The sequence below is a fragment of the Streptomyces sp. NPDC058464 genome, from assembly GCF_042721035.1.
In the GTDB taxonomy this organism is placed as follows: Bacteria; Actinomycetota; Actinomycetes; order Streptomycetales; family Streptomycetaceae; genus Streptomyces.
This window is the reverse complement of record NZ_JBHXMA010000013.1, coordinates 1-15,377: the sequence shown is the minus strand read 5'-3', so window position 1 is coordinate 15,377 and position 15,377 is coordinate 1. Positions and strand designations below refer to the sequence as shown.

At 72.4% G+C, this 15,377-nt stretch carries 19 protein-coding genes; 12 read left to right on the top strand and 7 right to left on the bottom strand.

The window, feature by feature from the left end:
* The first annotated feature begins 1 nt into the window (after nt 1).
* The 3 genes from ACFWPQ_RS18770 to ACFWPQ_RS18760 all read left to right on the top strand — a co-directional run bounded on the left by ACFWPQ_RS18770 (nt 2) and on the right by ACFWPQ_RS18760 (nt 3,943).
* Entirely contained in the window at nt 2-1,732 is a 1,731-nt protein-coding gene (locus ACFWPQ_RS18770) for an amidohydrolase family protein (RefSeq protein ID WP_384035467.1), read from the top strand.
* Nucleotides 1,729-3,189, top strand: a complete 1,461-nt coding sequence (locus ACFWPQ_RS18765) for an aldehyde dehydrogenase family protein (RefSeq protein WP_384035465.1) — start codon at nt 1,729-1,731, stop codon at nt 3,187-3,189. Before ACFWPQ_RS18770 ends, ACFWPQ_RS18765 begins: the two co-directional genes overlap by 4 nt.
* 202 nt (nt 3,190-3,391) lie before the next feature.
* A complete protein-coding gene (locus tag ACFWPQ_RS18760; protein WP_384035462.1) occupies nt 3,392-3,943 on the top strand; it encodes a DUF3455 domain-containing protein in 552 nt (183 codons plus the stop codon).
* Between the two features lie 6 nt (nt 3,944-3,949).
* Here ACFWPQ_RS18760 and ACFWPQ_RS18755 read toward each other — a convergent pair whose 3' ends face one another.
* Complete coding sequence (locus tag ACFWPQ_RS18755) at nt 3,950-4,336, bottom strand: nitroreductase/quinone reductase family protein (RefSeq protein WP_384035460.1); 387 nt, start codon at nt 4,334-4,336, stop codon at nt 3,950-3,952.
* A gap of 89 nt (nt 4,337-4,425) precedes the next feature.
* On the opposite strand from ACFWPQ_RS18755, the gene ACFWPQ_RS18750 reads away from it, so the two are divergent.
* The gene (locus ACFWPQ_RS18750) at nt 4,426-5,274 is read left to right on the top strand and encodes an endonuclease/exonuclease/phosphatase family protein (RefSeq protein ID WP_384035457.1); all 849 of its coding nucleotides are present in this window, start codon (nt 4,426-4,428) and stop codon (nt 5,272-5,274) included.
* Here ACFWPQ_RS18750 and ACFWPQ_RS18745 read toward each other — a convergent pair.
* Both ACFWPQ_RS18745 and ACFWPQ_RS18740 read right to left on the bottom strand, forming a co-directional pair.
* Nucleotides 5,257-5,439, bottom strand: coding sequence for a DUF397 domain-containing protein (locus tag ACFWPQ_RS18745; protein WP_384035454.1), 183 nt, complete (start codon nt 5,437-5,439; stop codon nt 5,257-5,259). The two genes, ACFWPQ_RS18750 and ACFWPQ_RS18745, sit on opposite strands and share 18 nt — an antisense overlap.
* A gap of 10 nt (nt 5,440-5,449) precedes the next feature.
* On the bottom strand, nt 5,450-6,304 hold the full coding sequence (locus ACFWPQ_RS18740; protein ID WP_384035451.1) for a Scr1 family TA system antitoxin-like transcriptional regulator: 855 nt from the start codon (nt 6,302-6,304) through the stop codon (nt 5,450-5,452).
* Nucleotides 6,305-6,734: 430 nt separating this feature from the next.
* Between ACFWPQ_RS18740 and ACFWPQ_RS18735 the strand changes: the two genes are divergently transcribed.
* The 3 genes from ACFWPQ_RS18735 (at nt 6,735) to ACFWPQ_RS18725 (ending at nt 7,532) form a co-directional block, all read left to right on the top strand.
* Entirely contained in the window at nt 6,735-6,932 is a 198-nt protein-coding gene (locus tag ACFWPQ_RS18735) for a hypothetical protein (RefSeq protein ID WP_384035449.1), read from the top strand.
* 26 nt (nt 6,933-6,958) lie between these two features.
* Nucleotides 6,959-7,258 carry a hypothetical protein gene (locus ACFWPQ_RS18730; RefSeq protein WP_384035446.1) on the top strand — a complete coding sequence of 100 codons (300 nt, stop codon included), beginning with the start codon at nt 6,959-6,961 and terminating at the stop codon, nt 7,256-7,258.
* 145 nt (nt 7,259-7,403) lie between these two features.
* Nucleotides 7,404-7,532, top strand: coding sequence for a hypothetical protein (locus ACFWPQ_RS18725; protein ID WP_384035443.1), 129 nt, complete (start codon nt 7,404-7,406; stop codon nt 7,530-7,532).
* A 66-nt stretch (nt 7,533-7,598) separates the two neighbouring features.
* Here ACFWPQ_RS18725 and ACFWPQ_RS18720 read toward each other — a convergent pair whose 3' ends face one another.
* Both ACFWPQ_RS18720 and ACFWPQ_RS18715 read right to left on the bottom strand, forming a co-directional pair.
* Nucleotides 7,599-8,126 (bottom strand): hypothetical protein, encoded by a 528-nt coding sequence (locus ACFWPQ_RS18720; protein ID WP_384035440.1) that lies wholly within the window; start codon nt 8,124-8,126, stop codon nt 7,599-7,601.
* A 24-nt stretch (nt 8,127-8,150) separates the two neighbouring features.
* Complete coding sequence (locus ACFWPQ_RS18715) at nt 8,151-8,735, bottom strand: exonuclease domain-containing protein (RefSeq protein ID WP_384035438.1); 585 nt, start codon at nt 8,733-8,735, stop codon at nt 8,151-8,153.
* A gap of 106 nt (nt 8,736-8,841) precedes the next feature.
* Here ACFWPQ_RS18715 and ACFWPQ_RS18710 point away from each other — a divergent pair, with 106 nt between their 5' ends.
* A complete protein-coding gene (locus ACFWPQ_RS18710) occupies nt 8,842-9,444 on the top strand; it encodes a hypothetical protein (protein ID WP_384035434.1) in 603 nt (200 codons plus the stop codon).
* Between the two features lie 94 nt (nt 9,445-9,538).
* Here ACFWPQ_RS18710 and ACFWPQ_RS18705 read toward each other — a convergent pair whose 3' ends face one another.
* Entirely contained in the window at nt 9,539-10,183 is a 645-nt protein-coding gene (locus ACFWPQ_RS18705; protein ID WP_384035431.1) for a nitroreductase family protein, read from the bottom strand.
* Between the two features lie 72 nt (nt 10,184-10,255).
* On the opposite strand from ACFWPQ_RS18705, the gene ACFWPQ_RS18700 reads away from it, so the two are divergent.
* The 3 genes from ACFWPQ_RS18700 (at nt 10,256) to ACFWPQ_RS18690 (ending at nt 12,628) form a co-directional block, all read left to right on the top strand.
* The gene (locus ACFWPQ_RS18700; RefSeq protein ID WP_384035428.1) at nt 10,256-10,936 is read left to right on the top strand and encodes an IclR family transcriptional regulator; all 681 of its coding nucleotides are present in this window, start codon (nt 10,256-10,258) and stop codon (nt 10,934-10,936) included.
* Nucleotides 10,937-11,114: 178 nt separating this feature from the next.
* On the top strand, nt 11,115-11,702 hold the full coding sequence (locus tag ACFWPQ_RS18695) for an RNA polymerase sigma factor (protein ID WP_384035425.1): 588 nt from the start codon (nt 11,115-11,117) through the stop codon (nt 11,700-11,702).
* Nucleotides 11,699-12,628: a CU044_5270 family protein gene (locus tag ACFWPQ_RS18690; RefSeq protein ID WP_384035422.1), complete on the top strand. Its 930-nt coding sequence runs from the start codon at nt 11,699-11,701 to the stop codon at nt 12,626-12,628. The genes ACFWPQ_RS18695 and ACFWPQ_RS18690 overlap by 4 nt, the downstream gene beginning before the upstream one ends.
* Nucleotides 12,629-12,683: 55 nt before the next feature.
* Here ACFWPQ_RS18690 and ACFWPQ_RS18685 read toward each other — a convergent pair whose 3' ends face one another.
* Nucleotides 12,684-14,204: a CehA/McbA family metallohydrolase gene (locus tag ACFWPQ_RS18685; RefSeq protein WP_384035419.1), complete on the bottom strand. Its 1,521-nt coding sequence runs from the start codon at nt 14,202-14,204 to the stop codon at nt 12,684-12,686.
* A gap of 154 nt (nt 14,205-14,358) precedes the next feature.
* On the opposite strand from ACFWPQ_RS18685, the gene ACFWPQ_RS18680 reads away from it, so the two are divergent.
* Complete coding sequence (locus tag ACFWPQ_RS18680) at nt 14,359-15,204, top strand: LLM class F420-dependent oxidoreductase (RefSeq protein ID WP_384035416.1); 846 nt, start codon at nt 14,359-14,361, stop codon at nt 15,202-15,204.
* The last annotated feature ends 173 nt before the right edge of the window (nt 15,205-15,377 follow it).

Here is a 15,377-nt window from a genome sequence, read left to right as displayed (position 1 = left end):
CATGCTCGATCACGTCATAAAGGGGGCGACGGTCGTCGACGGGACCGGGGCACCCGGCTTCGTCGCCGACGTCGGTATCCGTGACGGCCGTGTCGCCGTCATCGGCGCTGTCGCCGAGGAATCCCGTACCAGCGAGGACGCCGCCGGGCTGGTGCTGGCGCCTGGGTTTGTCGACCCCCACACGCACTACGACGCCCAGCTCTTCTGGGACCCCTACGCCACCCCTTCCCTCAACCACGGGGTGACGACCGTCGCCGCCGGCAACTGCGGTTTCACGCTCGCCCCGCTGAATCCCGCCCGGCCCGCCGACGCCGACTACACCCGCCGCATGATGTCCAAGGTCGAGGGCATGTCGCTGGTCGCGCTGGAGGAGGGGGCGCCCTGGAGCTGGAGCGGTTTCGGGGAGTACCTGGACGCCCTCGAAGGGCGGATCGCCGTCAACGCCGGGTTCATGGTGGGGCACTGTGCGCTGCGCCGGTACGTGATGGGGGCGGACGCGGTCGGCGGGCAGCCCAGTGAGGAGCAACTGGCCGAGATCGTACGGCTGTTGCACGAGGCGATGGACGCCGGCGCGTGGGGGTTCTCCACCACGCAGTCCAGCACCCACTCCGACGGGGACGGGCAGCCGGTGGCCTCCCGGCACGCGCTCCCCGCCGAGCTGCTGGCCCTCTCGAAGGCCGTCGGGGAGCACGAGGGGACGCAGATCGAGGCGATCGTCGCCGGGTGCCTCGACCAGTTCAGCGACGCCGAGATCGAGCTGTTCGCCGAGATGAGCGCGGTGGCCGGGCGGCCCCTGAACTGGAACGTGCTGACGGTCGACGCCGCCGTGCCGGAGCGGGTGCCGCGGCAGCTCCAGGCCAGCGAGCGGGCCCGGAAGGCGGGCGGCAGGGTGGTCGCGCTGACCATGCCGATCCTCACGCCCATGAACATGTCGCTCGGGACCTTCTGCGCGCTGAACCTCATCCCCGGATGGGGTCCGATCCTCGGGCTGCCGGTTCCGGATCGGATCGAGAAGCTGCGCGACGCGGACGTACGGGCCGAGATGACGGAGCGCGCGAACAGCAAGGAGGCCGGGGTCTTCCGGCGGCTCGCCGACTTCGGGCGGTACGTCGTCGGGGACACGTACAGCGAGGCGAACGCCGGGCTGTCGGGCCGGGTGGTACGTGACATAGCACAGGAGCGAGGCCAGGACCCCTTCCACGCCCTGGTCGAGATCTGCGCCGCCGACGACCTCCGTACCGTCCTGTGGCCCATGCCCACCGACAACGACCCCGCCTCCTGGGCACTGCGCGCCGAGACCTGGCAGCACGAGGACGTGATGCTGGGCGGGTCGGACGCGGGGGCGCATCTGGACCGGATGTGCGGGGCGCCGTACACCACCCGGTTCATCGGGGACTGTCTGCGCGGCCGGAAGCTGCTCGGGCTCGAACAGGCCGTGAAGATGCTGACCGACGATCCCGCCCGGCTCTTCGGGCTGCGGGAGCGAGGGCGGATCGCGGAGGGCTGGCATGCGGACCTCGTGCTCTTCGACCCGGAGCGGATCGCCGCCGGCCAGGCCACCCTGGTGCACGACCTGCCGGGAGACAGTCCGCGCCTGGACTCGAAGGCGATCGGGGTGCGGGCGGTCTGGGTCAACGGCGTCGAGGCGATCCGGGACGACGTGGTGAGCGGTGCCGTACCGGGGAGGGTGCTGCGGTCCGGGCGGGACACCAGGACGGTGAGCACCCGGTGAATGCGGGGGCGGACGGGCAGCGGCTGTTCGTCGGGGGGCGGTGGGTGGACCCCGACGACGGGCACTACGAGGTCGTCGACCCGGCGACCGAGGGGACCGTGGGCTGGGCGCCGGAGGCCTCCCGGGAGCAGGTGCTGGCCGCCTGTGCGGCCGCCCGGGAGGCGTTCGGGGCCTGGTCGCGGACGCCCGCGGGGGAGCGGGCGGCGGTGCTCGGCCGGGCCGCCGACATCATCCGCGGGCGGCTGGGCGCGTACGCGGACCTCGCCCGCGCCGAGACGGGCGCGACCACCGGCACCGCCCGGGCGATGCAGGTGGGGGTGGCCGCGGCCCGGTTCCGGCGGTACGCGACCGTCGAACCGGCCGAGTGGGCGATCCCGCCGCAGATCAACGAGGCCGGGCCGATGGGGAAGGCCGGGGTCATGGGGGCGCTGGCCGTGCGCCAGCCGGTCGGGGTGGTCAGCTGCATCACCTCGTACAACAACCCGTGGGCCAACCCGGCGGGCAAGGTCGCGCCGGCGCTGGCGATGGGCAACACGGTGGTCGTGAAGCCCGCCCCGCAGGACCCCCTCTCCGTCTACCGGATGGCGGAGGCGCTGGAGGCGGCGGGCGCCCCGCCGGGCGTGGTGAACGTCGTCTCCGGGCGGGACGTCGGGGTCGGCGAGGCCGTCGTGGCCTCCCCGGACGTCGACATGGTGAGCTTCACCGGCTCCACGGCCGTCGGGCAGCGCATCGCCGAGGTGTGCGGGCGGGACATGAAAAGGCAGTTGATGGAGCTCGGCGGGAAGGGCGCGGCGGTCGTCCTCGACGACGCGGACGTCGGTTCGGCGGTGGCGGGGATCGGCACCACCTTCTCCTTCTACAGCGGGCAGATCTGTACGGCGCCCACCCGGGTGCTGGTGCAACGGGGCCTGTACGAACGGCTGGTGGACGGACTGGCCGGGTACGCGGGCCGGTTGACGGTGGGCGACCCGGCCGCGCCGGACACGGTGGTCGGGCCGGTGATCAGCGCGGAGCACCGGGCGCGCGTCGAGTCGTACGTCGAACTCGGCAGGAAGGAGGGCGCGACGGTGGTGGCCGGCGGCGAACGACCGCCGCTGGAGCGGGGGTTCTACGTCTCGCCCACCGTCCTCGCCGACTGCACCAACGACATGCGCGCGGCCCGTGAGGAGATCTTCGGCCCGGTGGTCTCCGTCGTCCCCTTCGACGACGAGGAGGAGGGCATCGCCCTCGCCAACGACTCCGACTACGGCCTCATCGACTACGTCTGGTCGGGCGACGTGGCCCGTGCCTTCCGGGTGGCCCGGCGGCTGCGGGCGGGCGGCGTCGGGATCAACACCGTCGGCCGGAACATGGAGGCGCCGTTCGGCGGGTTCAAGAAGAGCGGGGTCGGCCGTGACGTGGGCTCCTACGCCCTGCACGCCTACAGCGAGGTGCAGGCGATCGTCTGGCCGGGGTGACGTTATGTCAAAAGGTGCGCGACGACTGCCCGTTGGGGCCGTAAGGGGTATTACGGGAGGGCAAAGAAGGCGAAAGGTGTTTCGCTCGCGGGGGACGAGTCCGTAGCGTCCGGGGTGCAGGGGGGACGGCAGGTTTCCGGTTGCCGGCCCTGACCGCCCCCTTCCCTGAACACGCACGGATCCCGTTCGGAGACCCCCCTTCATGAAGCACGTCAAGAGACTCGTCCTGACCACCACGGCCGTCGCCGCCGCGGCGGCCGCCACCCTGCTCGGCACGACGGCCGTCCAGGCCGCGTCCGCGAAGCCCGCCGCCCTCCCGGCCGTCCACGCCCCCGCCGCGCTCGCCGTGCCCGACGGCAACAAGCTGACCGGCGTCTACTCCGCGCACGGCGTGCAGACCTACACCTGCACCGACGGTGCCTGGAAGCTCCTGGAGCCCGCCGCCACCCTCTCCGACAAGAGGGACCGCGCCCACCGCCCGGTCGCCCTGCACTCCCGTGGCCCGGTCTGGGTCTCCACGGTCGACGGCAGCGCCGTCAACGCCTCCGCGATCGCCACGTCCGCGAAGGACGGCGCCGTCCCCGAGCTGCTCCTGAAGGCCACGGCCACCCGCGGCGCCGGGACCTTCGAGGGCGTCACCTACGTCCAGCGCCTGGACACGGAGGGCGGCGTGGCCCCGGCGGCCGCGTGCACGGGCACGGACCAGATCTCGGTGCCGTACTCGGCGACGTACGCCTTCTACAAGGCGGCCTGACCCCCCTCAGTCCGTGAGGTCGACCCGGATCGTCAGCAGCTGCGTCCCCAGCGCCTTCACGGCCATGCTGTTGCCCTTGGGCAGGGTGCGCAGCCGGGCGACCGGGTCGTCGTCGGGCAGCAGGTGGGCGGTGCCGTGGTGCCACCGCCCGCCGATCCGCACCCGCACCCGCGGGTCGGCCTGGATGTTCCGCACGTACTGGGACTTCGTCCCGAACTCCGACACCAGCCAGAAACTCTCCCCGACCCGCCGCCCGCCGAGCGGCGTCCGCCGCGGCTGCCCGGAGACGCGTCCGGTGGTCTCCAGCAGGGTCTGGAAGGGCATCAGCCGGGTCAAGGGGTTGGCGATGTACCGCTGGAAGGCGGTGGTGGCACGGAATCTGCGCTCGGACATGGTTCCTCGGTCTCCCGTTCTGCCGTACTCCGGTGACGACGATGCCCTTCAATGTCTCTCACGCTTGTCCGACGAGAGACGGTGGGCCCGTGCGGATCGTGACCTGGAACCTGTGGTGGCGCTTCGGGCCCTGGGCCGAACGGCAGAAGGCGATCCTCGCCGTGCTGCGCGAGCTGCGGCCGGACGTGGTCGGCCTCCAGGAGGTGTGGGCCACGGACGGCGAGAACCTCGCCGAGTGGCTCGCCGGTGAACTCGGCCTGCACTGGGCCTGGGCCGCCTCCCCGGCCTCCGAGCGCTGGCAGCGGCGGATCGGGGAGCCGGGCACCGAGATCGGCAACGCGGTGCTCAGCCGCTGGCCGGTGGTGGAGACCGAGGTGCTGCGCCTGCCGGCGCCACCGGAACTCGACGACGGCCGCCTCGCGCTCTACGCCCGCCTCGCGGCCCCCGCCCACCCCGTCCCCTTCTTCACCGTCCACCTGACCTCCCAACTGCACCTGTCGGCCGTACGCGTCCAACAGGTCACCGCCCTGGCCGAGTTCGTCGCCGCCCACCGCGCGGGCACCGGCTTCCCGCCCGTCGTCACCGGTGACTTCAACGCCTGGCCGGACTCCGACGAGATCCGCCGCTTCTGCGGGACCCGCACCGCGCCCCTGGTCCCCGGCCAGGTCTTCTTCGACGCCTGGGAGTACGCCGACCCGGCCGCCCCCTCCGCCACCTGGGACAACACCAACCCGTACGTCGCGCCGGGCCTCGGCCCCAGCGTCCGCGTCGACTACATCCACGTCGGCGCCCCGGCCGGCCCCGGCGGCCTCGGCACGGTGCTGGCCGTACGGCGGGCCGGGGACGGCCCGGTCGACGGGGTGTGGCCGTCGGACCACGCGGCGGTCGTCGCGGACCTGGCGGACGGGGGAACGGCGGGGTCAGTGTCCGGCGGGTGACTTCAGCAGGTCGATGAGGGCGTTGAAGGCCTCGGCGCGGACGGTGACCACGGCTCGGGGCGGGTCGGCGTCGGCGAGTCGGATGGCGGTGGAGGTAGCGGATATGTGGACGCAAGCCTCGCCTTCTTGGCAGTACGACGACTTCCGCCAGCGGCGCGTGGACATACCGGCTCCTTTACAGGTTCTGGATGATGGCGTGGATCAGGTCCCGGGACTTCGGAGGGCTGAGGGCGGTGACTTCGACGACGTCCAGGAGGCGTCGGTACTTCTCCAAGTGGGCCTCGGCGTCGAGCAGTACAGGACCGTGGAACTGGTCGAGTTGCACGGTGTCCAGCTCCGCCACGGGTCCGCAGAGGTAGTTGATGGACTGGCCTGATCCCGGGAAGGCCCCGACGTCGAATGGAAGCACCCGAAGGGTGACGTGATCCCGCAGGCTCATGTCGATCAGGTGTCTGAGCTGCTGCCGGGCAACCTGTCGACCACCGACCCGCATGTGCAGGGCCGCTTCGTGGATCACGGTGCTGTACGGATTCGGGTCTTCCCGAAACACCACGTCCTGGCGCTTGATGCGGTGTGAGACCCGGTGCTCTACCTCCGGCGGAGTGGGAGTCGGGATCGCCCGGCTGAAGATCTCCCGGGCGTGCTCACTGATCTGGAGCATGCCCGGAACGTGTGAGGTGAAGGCGGTGCGGATGGCCGTCGCGTGGTGCTCCAGTTCGGCGAGGGTGAGCAGCCCCGACGGAAGTACCTCGCGGTAGGCGTCCCACCACCAGCCACGCGTCTTCTCCGCGGCCATGCCCGCCAAGGCGTCGATGTAGGGCTGGTTCGTGCACGAGTAGATGTGGGCCATCGCCCGGATGCGGTCGGGGCTCACTCCGAACCTGGCTGACTCCACATTGCTGAGTTGACCCGAACTGGTACCGAGCATCTGTGCGGCCTCGGTGGAGGTCAGTCCTGCCCGTTCACGGAGTTTGCGCAGCTCGGTGGCGAGTCGGACGCGTCGGGCCGTCGGCGCGGGCCTTGGCGTCATGAGTGTTCCTCCTGGCGGACGTACAGCGAGCTTGTCACTCACACGAGGGAGATGAGGCCGAGATCCTTCGAAAGCTCGCAAAGCTGCTTTGCGGTACCTCTGTCGTCATTCCTGGGCGCCCCACCTGGAAGCGCACCGTGGGACGCCACGGCACAGACACCAGGCACCTGTCGAACTCCCCTCAGCGACCGGAGACTTCCGATGGTCACCGTATCCCCGTCCTGGAACTGCACCCTGCACCTTCCGCACGATCCACGCGCACCGGGTATCGCACGGGGCACCCTGAGACTGATTCTCGCCGCGCATGAGATGCCTGAGCTCACCCCCCACCGCTGAACTCGTGGCGGCGGAACTGCTGGCCAGCGCGCACTGTCATACACAAGGGCCCTATGCCCTCCGCCTCCGCTCGGCCGAGCCCGGTCGTCTCCGCGTGGCCGTCTGGGACACGGACCCGCACGTTCCGCCCGGCTTCTCGAACGCGCCCGCGCCGCCGCCCCCACCCGACGCCGAGCACGGCCGCGGACTCCCACTGGTGCGGGCCTGCGCGGACACCTGGGGTGCGTCGGAACTCCGTGAGCTCGGCAAGCTGCTGTGGGCCGAGTGCGGAGGCGGGGCGGCGGCGTGGTGACCAGGGCCATACTGGGAGGTGGAGCGATGTCCGTCCGTCAGGAGCTGATCATGAGCGCACAGCCCGAGCACGGCTGGGGAGCGATGCCCCTCCCGGAGATCCGGACCGTGGACGACCTGCGCAGTGCGCTCAGCCGCTATGGCTTCCCGGGCGACCGCGAGCGCTTCGAGGAGGAACTGGCGGCCGCCATAGGAGCATCTCCGACCAACGACTTCGCCGGCGCCGCAGCCGTGGTCCGGGCCTACCGGCACCGGGTCCTGATCAGAAACTCGCCCGAGATCATGACGGCGCTGGAAGACGCGCGAGCCGGAGGCGGCGGCGCGTGAGCGAAGTCCCGTTGGAAGAGAGCCCGCCAGGAAGGCGTTCGGCGACCTGACGGAAGGGGAGCGGGAACTGGTCCGGGAGGCGCTCGCCGCAATCGCCCGCGATCCGGCGGTGGGCCGCGAGATCCCTGGGTGGCGGCCTCCGTCCGTGGAGTACACGTACACCACGCCACTCGTCCGTGACTCGGCCGAGGCGATCACGGTCGTATACACGCACACCCCAGGCATGGGGGTGACCGTCGTGTACTACTTCCGTGATCCACAGGTGGTGGACTGAGCAGTTCTTCCGCCCGCTCACCGCTCCCAACCGGGAAAGGCGGCCCGTTTTCGTGTCCCGGGCTCATCACCAGAGGCCGTTGGGCTCCCGTCCGGCCGCCCGGAGCAGGATGTGGCGCGTGGAACCCATCCCGTACTTGTCGACGTCACTGGAGAGTCCGGCCACGTCCAGGAGAAGCGGCCGGATGTCGACCCCGGCGTCCATGGCCTGCCCGCACAGATCGTTCAGGGCGACCATCATGTCCCGGGTGTCCAGGCCCTGGTCCTCGACCGACATCTCCAGCAGCCGCCGCCGGAAGCCCTGGGGGGTCGGTTCCAAGGGCAGCGTCGTCGCCCAGCCGAACCAGCGACACCGCTCCAGGAGGGCTCGCAGGTCGGCCCGGACGCCGTCGTCGCCCTCCTCGTAGCGGGAGAGCACCTCCCTCAGGGCCGCCTCGGCCTCCGGCCGGATCCCCGCCTCGTCCAGCGGATGCGGGCCCTCCCGCATCGTCCGCACCCAGTCGGGGTCGGTGACATCCACCGGCCCCCTCGCGATGGGCTCGACGCACGCGTCGATCAGTGCGACCCGTTCCGCAAGCTCCGCCAGTTCCCCCATGGCAGCCCCTTCCCCCTCCACCCGTCAGGCGAGGTGTTCCACCGGGGCCGGCCAAAGGCCCTGCTCAGAGAGGTGCAGCACGAGGGCCGCGATGTTCCAGGCGTCGTCCTCGCCCCGATGGTGCCGGCCTTCGAGCCGCCGTCCGGCGATCTCCAGGGCCTGTGCCATGCCGGGGCGCTTGCGCAGACCGTACGCCTCGGTGAAGACCGCCTTGGCGTTGGTGTGACGGCGGCCGAAAGGGTAGGGCGTCCGCGTGGCCTGACACTGCCGGGTGAACTGGTGGCGGTCGTAGTCGCCCCAGCTCACCCACGGCCGGGCGCCCGCGCGGTGGTCGGCCGCCAGCAGCCGGCACGCTTCGGCGAAGGCGACCCCCTGGTCGACCTCGGGCTGGGTGAGGCCGGTCAGCTCCGTGCAGAACTCGCCGACCGTGGACCGGGCGGGCCGCACCAGGATCCGGTGCCGGGCGAGGCGCTCGCCGGCCGCCAGGTCGACGACGGTCAGCCCGATCTCGATGATCTCGCTGACCTCGCCGGGCGGCGGGGAACCGGCCCAGCAGGTCGCTTCGACGTCCACGACGTTGACGAGACCCGTGGCCCCGGTGCTGTCCATGGCGGGAAGCGTAGGGAGGCGCAGCGGTTGCGGCACCTGGTTTTCGCGGCAGTTCACCGCATACCCGCACCCTGGTGAGGGAGTGCGCGAATGGGACGATGCCCCGGTGAGCTACTTCTTGTACGAGCCCGTCGGTCCTGGTCGGCACCGGCAGCCTCTCCCGGAGCCCCGGCCGGCCGAGCCCGGAGAGTGGCCGAAGCTGGAGGCCGCGCTCGCCGTGGTCAACCGCGACGTGACGGCGACCTTGCCGGGGCAGGACGCGCTGATACTGATGGCCGAACCGCCTCAGCAGTCCCCGTCCACGGGTGGAACGGGTGGAGTCGACAGGGGACGGGTCTACGTGGCGATGCCCGACGGCCGTTGGCACGGCAACCAGGTGAACGCGCACGACCCGGAGGAGGGCGACCCGCTGGAGCCGGACGACGCGGACACGGTCCTGACCGTGGTCGCGGACGCCGCGCAGGAGACCGTCATGGAGCTGCTCTGGCAGGTCTGGCCGGTCTGCTGGGTACACAAGACCGGAGTGCACGTGCGTCCCGCGGGAACCGCCGCCGACTGGTACCCGGGTGCGACGGACGCGGAGGGCCCGCCGGTTTGGTGGTGCCGGGGCGGCCGGGAGGGCAACGGCCACGACGTGGCCCCGGTGGGCGAGCTGGCCGCCTCCTTGCCGGGCAAGGAGCGTCGCGCACTGCGGCGCAGCGAGCGCTGACAGGACGGCCGCCGGTAGCCGCGGGAGCACCCACCCGGGCCACTCGGGCGCCGGCCGGGGCGGGGTCGGCGGAACACGTATGCGGCTGCCCCGTTCACCAGGTGTCCCAGTGCAGCACCTCCTCCCTCGGGATGCGGCGGGCCGCGCGGAAGTCGGTGCCGAGAGTGAACGCCACCGGGATGAAGGCCGCCTGCATGACGTCGTCGTAGGGGATGCCGAGGACGCGGGCCGACTCCTTCTCGTGGACGAGGTTGCCGGTGGTCCAGCAGCTGCCGAGGCCGCGGGCGCGGGCGGCGAGCATGAAGCTCCAGACGGCGGGGAGGATGGAGCCCCAGGTGCCGGCCTGCTGCAGGACGGACGCGTCGTCGGTACGGCCCTCCACGCACGGCACGACGATCGCCGGGACCTCGTGGATGTGCTCGTAGAGATGGGCGGCGCCGGAGTACACCCGCTCCATGTGCGCCACGTCGGCCCGGCGCACGTCCCGTTCGGGGACGGGGGCGGAGACGCCCGGCATGCGCACCCCGTCGCGCCACACCTCGGCCAGCGCGGCCCGCCGCTCGGGGTCGGTCACGATCACGAAGTGCCACCGCTGGCGGTTGCGGCCGGTCGGGGCCTGGACCGCCAGGTCCACGCATTCCTCAAGTAGTCGGCGAGGTACGGGCCGGGTGAGGTCGAGGCGGTGACGGACCGCCCGGGTGGTGGAGAGGAGCTCGTCGGAAGAGAGGTCGAGAGTCATGCGTTGACCTTCGCGGAGCGTGCGGTGCGGCGACAACGCCGGACTTTCACTGGATGAAAACGCGGGGGCGAAATGGCCGAGAGCGTTGCCGGGCGGGTCTTCTCGGTGCTGGACGCGTTCGTGGGCGCGCCGGCCACGCTGCGCCTGACGGAGATCGCCCGCCGGACCGGGCTGCCGGTGCCGACGGCGCTGCGGATGGTGCGGGAGCTGGTCGCGTGGGGCGGGCTGGAGCGGGCGGCCGACGGCTCCTACCGCCTGGGCACCCGCATCCGCGCCCTCGGTGCCGCGGCTCCCTGCCCGCGCGGCCTGCTCGGCCTCTCGCTCCCCGCCCTGCGCACGCTCACCTCCCGCACCGGCGGCCACGCGGACATCGCCGTCCCCTCCGACGGCGCGGCCCTGTGCCTGGTCAGCGGCGAACGCCTGCCCCTGCACGCCACGGCGGCCGGCAAGATCCTCCTCGCCCACGGCCACGGCCCGCCGGCGGACGTACGGCGCCACACCCGCCACACGGTCACTGCCCCGGGCACCCTCGGCTCCCAGCTGATCCGCATCAGGGAGACCGGCCTGGCCACGGCCCACGAGGAGTACGTACTGGGCGAACTCTCCTTCGCCGCACCGGTGCTGCGGGACGGCCTGACGGTGGCGGCGGTCTTCGTCACCCTGCCCAGCAGCACGCCGTACGACCGCGTCGACGGCGCCCTCCGCGGGGCGGCCCGCACCATCGGCCGAGGACTCGCCGGCCCGCCACGATAGCCGCACAGCCGGTGCGCCCGGCTGGAGCCGTTGTCGCCCGGGGGCGTCAGGCCGGGTCGTCCCGCGGTGTGGACGAGGCGCGGCCGACGGACGGCATTCGGTGCCGGACGAACGCTCCCGCCCGTTCCCGACAAGTAAGGGGTGTGGTCGCGAGAGCGTGGCCGCGGAAGGGGACCCGATGGAACCGGACGACTCGGACGACGAGGATCTGCTCACCCGCTCGGCCCGGGATCCGGCGGCCTTCGAGCCGCTGGTCGAGCGGCACGCCGGTGTACTGCACGGCTATCTGACCCGCCGCGCGCCCGCCGTCGCCGACGATCTGCTGGCGGAGGTCTGGTTGCAGGCCTACGCGAGCCGCCGCACCTTCGACGCCGCCCGCGGTACGGCCCGTACCTGGCTGTTCGGGGTGGCCAGGAACGTACTCGCCGCGCACTGGCGGCAGGGCGGGAGGGAACAGCCGGGGCCGGGCACGCCCGGCGACCGTGCCGACACCGACCCGTGGCAGGGGGTCGACGAACGGCTGGACGCGGCGGCGGTCGCGCCGTTCCTGCGGCACAGCATCGCCGGACTGCCCCATGTGGAGCGCGAGTTGCTGCTTCTCGTCGCCTGGGAACGGCTCACCCCGACCGAGGCCGCGGCCGTGGTCGGCATTCCCCCGGGCACCGCGAGATCCCGCCTGCACCGCGCCCGCGCCCGGCTGCGCGAGGCACTCGCGGCGACCGGCCCCAGCCCCAGCTCGCTCGACCGGACGGGAGACTTCGCATGACCACGACCGAGTTCGACCTCCTCGACTTCCCCGGCGCGGACGCCCTGACGGCCGCCGGACGGGTGGAGCCGCCGACTGCATCGGCCGTCGCCGCGGCGCGGGCCGCCGTGGCGGAGGCGGTGGCCCGCGACACGGCGGACGCCGTCCCGCTGCCGCCGCGCGGACGGGTCCGGCGAAGGTTCGTCGGAGCGGCCCTGGCCGTCGCGGCGGTCACGGCCACCGTCCTCGTCTACCCGACGGTCTCGGTCGACGGCGGTACCCCGGCCGCGAGCGCCAACGCGGCGGCCTTCCTGAACCGCGTCGCGGCCATGGCGGCGGACGGCGACAAGTCCGCCGCGGACGCCCCGTACTGGAAGGTGCGCGTGCGTACCACCGGCATGGTCAATGGCAGGGGGAGCCAGGTCCAGACGACCTGGTACAGCCGGACGGCCACCTACCTCCCGGGTGTCCCGGGGAAGGAGACGAAGATCTGCCACAACAGCATCTGCAAGTTCCCCGGTGGGATGGTCTGGACGATCGGGAAGACCAGGCTGACCTGGGACGATCTCGACAAACTGCCCACCGATCCGGCGGCCCTGAAGACCCGCCTGCTCGGGGACGCGGGAAGCGGCTCCGGCTCGACCGGTTCCCTCTACAACAGGATCGTGAACCTGATCGCCGGCTCACCGGCGAGCCCCGCGTTGCGCGCGGCGCTGTTCGAGATCCTGGCCGGGATGGACGATGTGCACCTCGTCGGCCCGGTGAAGGACAGTGTGGGACGGCAGGGTACGGCTGTGGAGTGGCAGGGCCCGAAGATGCGCAGCCGCCTGATCGTCGACCCCGGCACCAGCACCGTCCTGGAATTCCGGCAGGCGGGCTTCCCGAAGCCGGACACGCGGTGGGCCACGACCTACCTGTCCGTGGGGCCGGCCCAGAAGCTCGGCTGACCACCACCCGAAGCCGGATCCAGGTACCGCCCGACGGGGCGGTACCTGGCCGGAGTCACCGCTCCGCCGTCCCCAGGAAGATCGGGTTCGTCAGTGCCGCCAGGGCGCCGGGGACGGGGCCGGCCGCCGTCTCGTGGCGGACCTCCGCGCGGACGTACGCCGCGTACGACGGCGTCGTCCGCCACTCCACCGCCCCCGAGCCGGCCACCGGCAGCGGGTCGCTGGTGAGGAGGACGCCCTGGTCGGTGACGAAGCGGACCGTGCAGCGCGGGACGCCGGATGCCTCCAGGCGGACGGTCACCGGGGTGTCGGGGGCGACGGCGAGGCGCTCGCCGATGCCCGCCTGTTCGCCGCGGCCGCCCGTCGCCGTGAAGCCCAGCGTCACGTTCTTCGACTCCGCGATGTAGGAACGGCCCGCGCGCAGGCCGTCCTGGACGGCCTCGCGGGACAGGTCGTCGGCGAGGACGACCGTCTGGGGCGAGCCGACGACGTCCGGGTCCCGGTGCGCGTCGCTGCTGCCCATGCCCGGCAGCCACTGCCGGTTGTCCCGCACCGAGGCGACCAGCGCCGCGTCCCAGGCGGCGAGGGCCACCTCGTCGTCGGGGGTGTAGGGGCCGTTCCACACCTCGACCGCGTCCGCCTCCCCGAAGCCGAACTTCCAGGCGCAGCCGACGCACGTGGCGTGCGGGTGGGCCGGTACGACGAGACCGCCGGCCTTGTGGATCTGGTGGGCGAAGTGACCGAAGCGGTTGTCGCGGGCCCGGTAGCGCCAGTCGACGAAGGTCCCGGGGTCCGTGCCAAGGGCGACGACATGGCCGTTGCGGGTGGTGACCTCCTCGCCGAGCATGATCAGCAGGTCGTCGCCGGCCTGGTCCGCCCAGTGGGCGTGCGACGAGTGCGTGTTGTGCTCGGAGGAGTTGATGAAGTCCAGGCCGGCGGCGCGGGCGAGGGCCGCGATCTCCGCGGGGGTGCGGCGGCCGTCGGAGTACCAGGAGTGGAGGTGGCAGTCGCCCCGGTACCAGTCCCGGCCGCGGCCCTTCGCGCGGGACGGCGGGTAGACCGGGCGGACGGGGGTGCCGGGTTCGCCGTAGGTGAGGGTGATCGTGAGCTCGTACGACAGGCCCTGCGGGGCCACCGTGTACGGGCCGAGGGCGATGTGCCAGGTGCCGGCTCCGACCGGGCCGGGGAGGTAGCCGGGGGTCGCGTCGTCGGCGCGCACGAAGAACTCCGTGCGCGCGCCGCCCGACCAGCCCCGGAAGCCCTTGCCGCCCAGCTCGGTGCCGTGCTGGTCGAAGATGCCGATGTCGAGCGCGTTGCCCGTGGTGCCGGCCGGGACGCTCGGCCTGTCGTAGGTGTAGGAGACCTTGATCTCCCGTACGCCGGTGGGCACTTCGACCGGTACGTACACGAAGTCGGGGGAGCCGGGCGGCAGGGTGCCGCGCACGGTCGTCGTCTCCTGGGTCCCGTCGTCCTTGCCGTCCGCCGCTGCGAAGCTCACGGGTCCCAACGTAAGGGCTGCCGCGGCGCCCGTCACGAACAGTGCGCGTCTGCCGATGCCGTGCGTGTCCTCACACATGCCGCTCACTCTCCCCTTCCGACGTGAACTCCCCCGGAAGGACAGGGAATCCACAGGCGTCCGTATGTCATGTGCATAGCCGTGTGATAGGCGGGGCGTGTGATGCCGACCGGTCGGTATGGACAGATCGAGCCACTCCCGGTACAGATGGGGCATGCGCATAGCCGTCACGATCTTCCTCACCGACGAGACCGTCGCCCCGGTCCGGCTCGCCCGTGAGCTGGAGGCCCGCGGGTTCGCCGGGCTGTACCTGCCCGAGCACACGCACATCCCGGTCGAGCGGACCACCCCGTACCCGGCGGGCGGCGACCTGCCCCGCGAGTACGGCCGTACCCTCGACCCCTTCGTCGCCCTCGGCCAGGCCGCCGCCGTCACCGAGAGCCTCGGCCTCGGCACCGGCATCACCCTGGTCGCCCAGCACGACCCGATCGACCTCGCCAAGCAGATCGCCACCCTCGACCACCTGTCCGGCGGCCGCTTCACCCTCGGCGTCGGCTTCGGCTGGAACGTCGAGGAGGCCGCGGACCACGGGGTGCGGTGGCGCGACCGGCGTGAGCTCGGCCGGGACCGGATGGCGTTGATGCGGGCGCTGTGGGCGGAGGAACCGACCGCCTACGAGGGGGAGTTCGGGAGCGTACGGGCGTCGTCCGCGTATCCCAAGCCGGTCCAGAAGCCGCGTGGGCCGGTCGCCGGTCCCCGCACGCTGGTCGGCGGGGCCGCCGGGCCGAAGCTGTTCGCACACATCGCGGAGTATGCCGACGGGTGGCTGCCGATCGGGGGACGCGGGCTGACCGAGTCGCTGCCGGTGCTGCGGGGCGTGTGGGCGGACGCCGGGCGGGACCCGGCGGCGCTTCAGGTGGTTCCGTACGCCGTGTATCCGACGCCGGGGAAGCTCGCGCATTACGCGGAGCTGGGCATCGAGGAGGTCGTGGTGCAGTTGCCTCCGGCGGGGGAGGCGGAGGTGCTGGGGGTGCTGGACGCGTACGCGGAGTACCTCTGAGGTGGGGCGCGTCCAGTCGTCCACTCGTCTGCCGGGCTGGGGTGGTGGGCGGCTGCGGGTGCGTTGTGGCTGGTCGCGCCGTAACCCCCCCCCCCCGAGGCGCGGCCCGCGGCGGCCCCCAACCAAACCCCGCCGGGCACACCCGCCGCAAACAACCAACCCCCACACCCCCC